Consider the following 9195-nt stretch of genomic DNA (forward strand, 5'->3'; position numbering starts at 1 on the left):
TCACCGCGATGTAACGGGAAGCGGGGAGGATGGCAGCGCTTTGCACCTGCAAGCGCCCCCTCCCACGACATCCCGAGAACAATGAGCCAGCATACCTACCCCGCCGTCCCCCTCGATTTTTCCTTGCGCCGGGCTTTCCTGCTCAAGACCTTCCGCACCGCGGGCGCCGTGAGCCTGGCGGGATTCCTGGCCGCCTGTGGCGGCGACGGCGACGACCCGGCCGATCCCACCGCGCCGGTCGATCCCGATCCGGTCGATCCGAACCCGCCTGTCGAGCCCGAGAAGTTCAACCCCTTCGCGCAGTTTTCCGCCCTGCAGCCCGCGGACGCCAACGGCGTGATGCTTCCCAAGGGCTTCTCCTCGCGCATCGTCGCGCGCAGCGGCCAAGCGCCGGTGAGCGGCAGCAGCTTCCTGTGGCACGCGGCGCCCGACGGAGGCGCCTGTTACCCCACGGACGGAGGCGGCTGGATCTATGTCAGCAACGCGGAGATGACTGCTCCGCTAGGCGGCGTCAGCGCGTTGAAGTTCGACAAGAACGGGAAAATCATCGATGCCTATCCGGTCCTCAAGGGCACTTCCGGAAACTGTGCGGGTGGTCCCACGCCGTGGAATACCTGGCTGTCTTGCGAAGAATTCGAACTTACCCAGCAGATAGCCGGCCTGGTATGGGAATGCGATCCCTACCGGCCCTGGTCCGACGCCACCCCGCCGCGCGCCTGGCCCGCACTCGGCAAATATGCGCACGAAGCGGTGTGCGTGGACCCGGCGAATCGCATGCTGTACCTGACCGAGGACGCAGGCGGTGGGCGTGTCTACCGCTACGTCTGCGACTCGACCGACTGGCCGGCCGGCGCGGAACGCCCCGTCAAGTTCGAGTCGGGCCAGTTGCAAGTGTTGCGCATCGATGCGCTGCCACGCGACGCCAATGCGTCGGACGCGGCCTACGCCGACATTGTCGGCTTTGGCAAACCGCCCGCCTCGGTCACTTGGGAGCCGGTCGCCTTTCCCGACCAGGGGCAGAAGAGCATACGCGATACCTTGCGTGCCGGCGGCATTCTTCCGCCCGGGAATTATTTCCAGAAAGCCGAAGGCATCTGGTTCTTCAACGGCATCGTGTTCTTCGTCACCTCCAGCAATAGCCGGATCTGGGCTTACGACACCGCCAACCGCACGCTGGAAATCATCTTCGACGGCAAGCAGGGCACGCCGGAAACACACAGCATCGACGAACCCGACAACATCACGATCACGTCCTTCGGCGAAATGCTGGTCGCCGAGGACGCCGGCAATCTCGAGATCGGCGTACTGCGCGACAACGGCACCTCGCAGGCGGTGATGCGCCTGGTAGGCCACGACGACAGCGAGATCACCGGCCCCGCGGTGTCTCCCGACGGGACGCGACTCTACTTCAGCTCGCAGCGTGGCGCCACGGGCCGGTCGGAGGACGGAATCACATTCGAGATCCTGTTGCCCACCAAACTGGTGCTGTGAGGGGCATCGGTAGTAGCGAAAGCGACGGGCATCCCTGCTCCCGTGGGGAACACTGGGCCAGCCTAATGCGTTCGTCGAACTTGCTAAGCTCATCCCCGCTCCCGCGGGGAACACTTTCATTGCTGATCAGGACGAGGTGTCGTGGACGGTTCATCCCCGCTCCCGCGGGGAACACAATGCCTCGATCCTCGAAGTACCAAATGTGCTCGGTTCATCCCCGCTCCCGCGGGGAACACGGACGTTCGACCCCGGTTGCGAGGGCATAGAGCGGTTCATCCCCGCTCCCGCGGGGAACACTTCGGACGCGAGCTGGAGGAGAAGGGCCTGACCGGTTCATCCCCGCTCCCGCGGGGAACACGCCCGGATAACCCTCATGGCCCCTCGCTTGTCGCGGTTCATCCCCGCTCCCGCGGGGAACACGCTGCGCCCCATGCGCCCGCTGGTGAAATTCACGGTTCATCCCCGCTCCCGCGGGGAACACGCAGTTCCAGGCGTTGCCATTCACGACTCCCCCGGTTCATCCCCGCTCCCGCGGGGAACACAGCCCATTGCTGTCTCACTGAACGGCGCTTCGCGGTTCATCCCCGCTCCCGCGGGGAACACGGCCATATTGCCGCCGTGTTGCTCCACCCAGGCGGTTCATCCCCGCTCCCGCGGGGAACACATATCCCCGCATATCTCGCAATCACGCGCAAACGGTTCATCCCCGCTCCCGCGGGGAACACACCAAACATAACTGGTTGTTTTCAAAAGAAAAAACCAGGCCGAAAAAATCCACCAACTTTTGTTAAAGATCCGGAATCTCTAAAGGCGAGAAAGCAACCAGCCTCAATCCATCGTAGTCGATAGGTTCACGACGGTTTGCTCCAAGCGTTTGAAAATCATAGCCAGATTCGCTATTGCTGGCCCAGGCCATCACGACGTTCCCCTCTTCATGGCCCGCATCAAGCTGCTGCCAAATCATTTCCCTCGTGCGCCGCGAGACATCGCCTATATAGACACCGGATCGAACCTCGAGCAACCAGATGGCCAATCTCCCGCGCAACCTCGGTGGAACATTTTCGGTGACGACCACGAGGAAGCTCATCATCGGCTCCGGTGCCCGACGTCCCCATGGCTCTCGGGATTCGGGATGGCTGGCGGTACTGACTCGAGGGGCGCTTCCGGTGGCTGGATACCACCAGAAGCCAGCACCTCCTCGATCAACGGAATGATCCGACCAAGCAATTTATCTGATCGAAACAAATCCCGGCAGGCCAGGCGCACTTCGCGCTCAGGCACTTCTGGAGATTTGGCCGCGATGCGAAAGGCAAGCGGTACCACAGTCTCGAATTTATACAGATCCGCGATATCGTAGACGAATGAGAGTGGCTTGCCGGTATGTATGAAGCCGACCGCCGGAGCGTACCCCGCCGCCAGCACGGCAGCCTCTGTGATGCCATACAAACAGGCTGTCGCTGCAGACAGGCAACGATTCGGAATGTCCGCGGCATCCCACTGCTGGCGATCATAGTTGCGGGACTGCCAATCCACTTTAAACTGTTGAGCCAACAGCTTATATGTGCTGCGCACGCGTGCTCCTTCGATGCCGCGCAGTTGCTCGACGCTACGTCGAGCGGGAGCGGGTTCGCCGAATCGCACTTCGTACATCTTTCGTACGACTTTCAAACGCAAGTCGTCGTCCAGCGCAAGCTTGGCCTGATAGAGCAAGCGATCAGCCCTTGCGCCTCCGGGCTGTCCACTCGAATAGAGACGTACGCCGGACTCCCCCACCCAGACTAGCAGCGTGCCCACGGTCGCGGCAAGGTTGACCGCCGCGTGAGAAATGCGCGTGCCCGGTTCGAGCATGATGCAAGCCACCGAGCCAACCGGAATGTGTTTACGCACACCGGTCTTGTCAATGAGAACGAACGCCCCGTCCAGTACATCGATCTGACCGTACTGGACGAAAATCATCGAAATACGGTCCTTCATGGGCAGGGGCTTTAGGGGTGGAAGTAGATGATTGCCGGCCACGCTCGATCCTCCACATGTCCATGCGAACCGTCACAGCGGCCTGCGAACGAGCATCAAGCCACATCCGAAGGCTTTGGCATGCCCTAAACCCGACGCCAACATCGCTGCGAAGGCATCCGGATCGGTCACTCTCAGGGCCCCACGAAAATCCACAGAGCTGAAGCGGATCCGATCCCCCTTGCCTACATGCTGGGTATAGCCATCCACGGACAAACTGGTCTCGTCGACCAGGAAACCGTGTCGTCCTCCCTGTTGATTGAGCCACGCGGTGCATGCGGATCGCACCAGGGAATAGCTCGATACCCGTTCGGAGCCGTCTTCCTTGGCTCGCCTCTTGGCATCCATCACCACGTCGTGACGGCGACTTTTGCCGTCATCGTGTTGACGGGTAACGACAGGGTTGGCACGCAGTTCGAACTCCAGTTGGTCGCCGGCCTGCAGCCGGGGGGTGTAGGGCCGCGTTTGCACAGACCAGGCATCGCTGAAAGCCACGGGAGGACGCTTGGAGACCACGTAGAAGCGCATCGCCTGTCCGTGATCCGCCCGACGGAAAATGTGGTCTCGAGCCGTACCGGTTTCAGAGGGGAAGAAGCGCCACAGCCATTGGTGTTCGGCATAGACTCCCTGGAACAATTGATGCATCGCCTCGTGTTCCAAGCCCGGCGTGGGGGTGATGACACTGAAATGCATGTCAGGCCTCCTGGGGCAGTATCGCCACGTGCTGAGTGCGTTCACCGTACTGCCAGGCGCCTCGATGAATCAGGCGGTCACGTTGGCGAACGGTCAGACTGGATTCGACACCAGGCGTCATGCCATCGCACCAGGTCAACTTGAAAGGAAGACTGGTCGACCCTTCCGCAGCGTACGGGTAGCCGGACAGTGCGGACAACACATCATCGGCATCCACCAGGCAAGGAGCCATAGGCGCATCCAGCGGGCAGGACTTTCGTCCCAGATAAGGGACAAAAACGGGTGTCAACAAGGCCCGGCGCAGGACATCTAGGGGATAGGGGGCCTCCTTTTCGGTTTGGACTGCGATGCGATACCGGACTTCCTGCATATGATCGCGGGTAGAAAGGATGGTGCTCAGATCCGTCCTCGGAAATGACAATTCATCTTTGCGAGTGGCATGGCGAGTCCCCTTGAGCAAGCTGCGCGGAGCAACCTGCGCCGTATGATAATCACGCAGCATTGGACCACAGGCATACACGCCGACCGCCGGCAAATAGTGTCGGTGAACGGCCTGGATATCGTTTTCCTGATCGCGTCTCAGACCCAAGGCGGCACACAGCAAGCCAGCGAGAGCGGATACAGTTGGAAGGTCCTGCGTGCCGCGATACTCGCCCACGGCCGCTTCTCCCCAGGAGGCCATGGCGCCTTGCAGTTGAAATACCAGGTACTGCATGACTCAGTCCTGAATGAAATCGATCAGGGCCTGCAGCGAACCCGTGCCCGCATCGGTGTCCAGCGCCAGGCAGGCATCCGAGCAGGGGCCGTATGTCTTGTCGAAATTTTCCCGCTGTTTCTGTAGAGACGCGATGGATTCGGTCAACATCGACCGGTCGTCGCTACCGCGCACGGGCCGCAGGAAAGCCTGAGAGAGGCTGCGCGGCTGTTGTGTGCCCTTCTCTGCCAACACATAGGCGGCATAAGCCCTCGAGGCATAGCTATTTTGCATACCGGTGGGACTAACCTTGGTGATGGCTTCCAGCAAGGAAGCCATTGCCCGGTTCGCCAAGGCCTTATCGCCTTGCAGGTTCTTTTGCAGCAACGTGCGGTTCACACATACGTACAGGTAGAACAGGCCGGCACCATAGCCGCGCTCTCCAATGTGGCCTGCCCCCGTGTCCGTATCCAGATCGTCCACGGCGCTGAAATAATCGTCTTCGACTTCCGCACGATGGACCGTAAATGCGTGGGCGACTTGCACGGCTGCCTCCACGTTGAACTCGCTGGCACTGGCAAGCATGCGGCCAAACATGGAGACGTCTACGGCGGTAGCGTCTTTGCTGAGCAGCTTCAGCTCGTCGACCTCAGGGCCCTTGCCGCGCTGGACACAATTCGCCGCTAACTGCAACGCAGCTTGCCGCTCTGCGGGAGAGACGTGCACGATCTCCTTTATCTGCAGCAGCTTCTTCAGGTCTTGCTCCGCCGCGCTGTCGCCGTCGGATTTCTTCTTCTTAGACTCCGGCTTCTCGATTTCCAGCGAACCGAAGGCTGCGGCGATCTGACGGGCCCACTCCAGTGCCTTCGGCGCGTCCAATCCCTGGGCCAGCATGGCGTCATACACATCCTTTCCCAGAAGACGAGTGCGTTTTCCCAAGTGATTTCCTACTGCTGCCTCGAATAGATCGGAAGTCCGCCAGGCACGCTTGAGGCTTTGCGAAGAGACACGCAGCCGCAAAGCGCCTCCCATCAGCGCCGTCTTGGGGCGGCCGGTATCATCGCGATTCAGGTTGGCCGGTGCGTAATGAGTCAGGATATGCAATTGGATGAAGTCGGACATGAATTTCCTCTGTACAGCGCAAGTAGGAGAAGCAGACAAGCGAATGTGTCAGGTTGGCTCAATTGGGCCAACGGTAGTAGGCGTACGCCCAGGCGCGCTTGACTTTGTCGCCCCAGAAAACGACATCGCCGGCGAGTTGAATCGGGCAAACGAGACCGTCAATCAAGGGCAGCGCCCGACGTAACCCCGTGAACAACGCTTCGTCATTGTGCGCATCGAGCAAGCGGCGGAAGCGCAACTCGCTCACGGCATTGCGATCGGAGCCCGCAGCTCGTTCGCTCATGGCCAACGGTACGGCGAGGCGACCGGTGGGCTGCTTCAGATTTGCCATCAACGCGCAGGCGATGGCCAGGCGATCAAGCAGTTGATCATTGATCGATGTTGAGCGGAGTTCTTCCAGTTGTTGGCGCAAACGATGCACCGCAGGACACATGACGGCGTCGAGCACAGAAGAAGCCCGGCGCAATTGCGCTCGCCCGCCTTTATCGTATTCGTCCAGGTATGTCAGCCAACGTCGGATGGACTGGCCTTCGGGGCTGTCGGGGATCAGGATCAAGGACATCAAGCCTCCTGCTCATGTTGGGTTCTAGGCTGCGTATCCGTGGCGGGTTTTGCAGCGCTGACGGGGAGATTCAGTGTTCTCCTCAACTTCTCGCCAAACATAGTGGCTCACCGCCATAGACAAAATGGGCGACGCTGTCCCTCCACCAGGACTGCAGAGTGCTGGCATCGGGGGGCGAGACAAACCAGCTTTCCCAGTCGCGTGCATTGTTCAAAGGGGCATGCGTCGAGAGCAAGCCGATAGCAAACTGAGCCAGGGCGCCATTGAAATCGGCCCGCTCCGCATCGAAGGCGACCAAGTCGGGGGCTGACAACTCGCTGGGTGCAACCCAACGGCGCTTCCCGGAGTGGTCGCGTACGGGCATCCATTCATCGGTTAGCAGTGACACGGATTTCCCCTGATTCAAATAATGGACGCAGTCTAAACATACAGTTAGCCCTCGTCAATAAGTATGTATTGCTCACAAAAAAACTTATGGATAAACACCTACTGTCCGATAATGCGATAATTGCCTTTGATTCCCGACGGTAAGCCGGCCACGGGATGAACCGTATGTGTTGCTACGGAAAAACCGTTCCCCAAGCTCTTGGGGATGTGAAGCGAGGGCAATGGGCTCCTACCCTCGCTCGTTCACCCTAAGTGGCAGCGGAAACAATCCAAACCTCGCGTCATAAACCCACTGCCGCGACACCAGCTCACCACTACTTGCCCTCCCCATGGCGACGCCGATCCAATCTCGTCCCGTCTTCTCCAACGGCAACAACACCGACCATTTCCCCTGATCCGGCAGCGTCAGTTTGGCTTCTTCCCAAGCCCGCAAGCGCTGCGGATCGCTCGGGGGAACGACTTCTGCAATCAACCGTTCCGGCACTCGTACCGTACTGTAGGCCCATGCGTGCCGGGGTTGTGCATGAGTGGCCCATGGAAGCAGCCGTTCTCCGTCCCACCGGCACAGCACCACACTCGCGCTAGCCTCGCCTAGGCGAGTAGGGGTTTGTGCATCCGACCACCACTGCTCTCCTCGCCAGACGTAGCCGACATCCAGCTTGATGGCGTTTCTATATGCGTGGGAGGCCTCGCTGCTTTCTTCGCCAATGACGTGATTGGCTACGGGCTGCAGACCGGCCGGAAGATCCACGTCCTCCGTGAAGACACCTTCGATCAATCGCCGCGCATCGGCGGGCATATGCAATTGACCTTCTTTAATGAAGCGTGCAGTCAGCCACAATTGACCATGATGGCGGTAGACCTTGGAGGACTTTGGGCAGGCATCCTTGAACCAGGTCGCACGAGGTGCGTCTGTCCAGGCCGGGCCTAACACCCATAGGCAAGGTTGCTCGCGACCATCGGGATCTGCAGGATTGGCAAGGCGATTGCCCAATGCATCGCGCCGATGGCGTTGCAGGCGGCCCGCTCTCTGGATGAGACGATCGATCGGAGCCAAATCGCTGATCATCCAGTCCCAGTCCGCGTCAAGAGACTGTTCGGCCACCTGAGTTGCGATGACCAGTCGTCCGCGGCGCTGCGCCGAGGTGCTGTGCGCGCCAAAGTGGTCAAGGATACGAGCCTCCATGTCGAGTCGATCACGCAAGGTGAAGCGTGCATGGAAGAGCATGAGCCGCTCCGCGTCCAATTCATGGGCAAACAGCGCATAAGCAGTCATGGCATCCGCTATCGTATTGCGTACCCAGCAAACGCAACGCCCCCCGTCCAGCGCCCGGCGAATGCCGGCAACGACTTCGTCGAGATCCGCTACGTAGCGGATCTTGACGGTCCGACTGACATCTGCCCGCGTTCCCACGCGGTAGGTCTCCACATGTTGCGCCCGGTCCGCGTTCCAACTCGTGATCAACGGATAGGCCATATCGGCGGGTAATGTAGGCGGCTGTTGACGGCAGCCTTCCGCAAACGCAGCAAGCAACGCGCGTTTCATTCGCTCGGGCAACGTGGCCGATAGCAGGATCGCGCTGCCCCCCGCAGATGCATGAGCACGGAGCAAGTGTTCCAACACCCCCTGCATGTATGCATCGCAGGCATGAACCTCATCGACGATGAGCACCTTTCGGAACAAGCCCAACAGTCGCAAAGACTGATGCTTACCCTGTAGAACCGCCATCAAGGCTTGGTCTATGGTGCCCACGCCAGCCGGTGCCAGCAGGACACGCTTGTTGTGATCAGCCAGCCAGGCGGTACACCGGGCAGAGGCTGTTTCATCCCTCTGGGCCAGATCGTGCTCGACAGGTCCCGACCGCAAGACCGAAGCGGCAAAGGCTTCAACCAGTTCACGCTGGCCGTTGGCCAGTACCAGACTGGCAAGACCATCGAACAGCCGAGCATAGAAATGACTCAGGCGGCCGTACATGGCATTGGCAGTGGCCATGGTAGGCAGGCCGATAAAGAAACCATCCGCAACCCCGGCACTCATCAGCCGATGAGTCAGCATCATGGCGGCTTCGGTCTTGCCCGCGCCGGTGACATCTTCCAATAGATGGATCGTAAGCGGTTAGCGAACAACGCCCTATCGGGGTAGCGTACAAGTGGTCAAGCTTGCGTCCGCAACGACTTTTGCGGACGCAACCATGACGATCGAACAGGTAGACTTTCTCCCGCTGCAACCCAT

Annotated in this window: 9 protein-coding genes and 1 CRISPR repeat array; of the genes, 1 reads left to right on the plus strand and 8 read right to left on the minus strand. The window is 60.1% G+C overall.

Going from position 1 to position 9195, the window contains the following annotated elements; all coding sequences use genetic code 11:
- Nucleotides 1-81: 81 nt before the first annotated feature.
- Nucleotides 82-1491, plus strand: a complete 1410-nt coding sequence (locus CDO44_RS13705) for an alkaline phosphatase PhoX (protein WP_087780772.1) — start codon at nt 82-84, stop codon at nt 1489-1491.
- A gap of 24 nt (nt 1492-1515) precedes the next feature.
- Nucleotides 1516-2216: a CRISPR direct-repeat array (repeat unit 29 nt; unit sequence CGGTTCATCCCCGCTCCCGCGGGGAACAC).
- A gap of 62 nt (nt 2217-2278) precedes the next feature.
- On the opposite strand, the gene cas2e is transcribed toward CDO44_RS13705, so the two are convergent.
- From cas2e to cas3, 8 genes are all read right to left on the minus strand, one after another.
- Complete coding sequence (cas2e, locus tag CDO44_RS13710; RefSeq protein WP_369824656.1) at nt 2279-2581, minus strand: type I-E CRISPR-associated endoribonuclease Cas2e; 303 nt, start codon at nt 2579-2581, stop codon at nt 2279-2281.
- Nucleotides 2578-3465, minus strand: coding sequence for a type I-E CRISPR-associated endonuclease Cas1e (cas1e, locus tag CDO44_RS13715; RefSeq protein WP_087780774.1), 888 nt, complete (start codon nt 3463-3465; stop codon nt 2578-2580). Before cas1e ends, cas2e begins: the two co-directional genes overlap by 4 nt.
- A 72-nt stretch (nt 3466-3537) precedes the next feature.
- Nucleotides 3538-4197, minus strand: coding sequence for a type I-E CRISPR-associated protein Cas6/Cse3/CasE (gene cas6e, locus CDO44_RS13720; protein WP_087780775.1), 660 nt, complete (start codon nt 4195-4197; stop codon nt 3538-3540).
- Nucleotide 4198: 1 nt separating this feature from the next.
- Nucleotides 4199-4912 carry a type I-E CRISPR-associated protein Cas5/CasD gene (cas5e, locus tag CDO44_RS13725; protein ID WP_087780776.1) on the minus strand — a complete coding sequence of 238 codons (714 nt, stop codon included), beginning with the start codon at nt 4910-4912 and terminating at the stop codon, nt 4199-4201.
- 3 nt (nt 4913-4915) lie between these two features.
- Nucleotides 4916-6013: a type I-E CRISPR-associated protein Cas7/Cse4/CasC gene (cas7e, locus tag CDO44_RS13730; RefSeq protein WP_087780777.1), complete on the minus strand. Its 1098-nt coding sequence runs from the start codon at nt 6011-6013 to the stop codon at nt 4916-4918.
- A gap of 58 nt (nt 6014-6071) precedes the next feature.
- Nucleotides 6072-6575 carry a type I-E CRISPR-associated protein Cse2/CasB gene (gene casB / locus CDO44_RS13735; protein WP_087780778.1) on the minus strand — a complete coding sequence of 168 codons (504 nt, stop codon included), beginning with the start codon at nt 6573-6575 and terminating at the stop codon, nt 6072-6074.
- 82 nt (nt 6576-6657) lie between these two features.
- Nucleotides 6658-6963: a type I-E CRISPR-associated protein Cse1/CasA gene (locus CDO44_RS28380; RefSeq protein ID WP_144389522.1), complete on the minus strand. Its 306-nt coding sequence runs from the start codon at nt 6961-6963 to the stop codon at nt 6658-6660.
- A gap of 228 nt (nt 6964-7191) precedes the next feature.
- Nucleotides 7192-9060: a CRISPR-associated helicase Cas3' gene (gene cas3, locus CDO44_RS13745; protein WP_158213287.1), complete on the minus strand. Its 1869-nt coding sequence runs from the start codon at nt 9058-9060 to the stop codon at nt 7192-7194.
- Between the last annotated feature and the right edge of the window lie 135 nt (nt 9061-9195).

It is taken from the genome of Pigmentiphaga sp. NML080357, from assembly GCF_002188465.1.
Taxonomy (GTDB): Bacteria; Pseudomonadota; Gammaproteobacteria; order Burkholderiales; family Burkholderiaceae_B; genus Pigmentiphaga.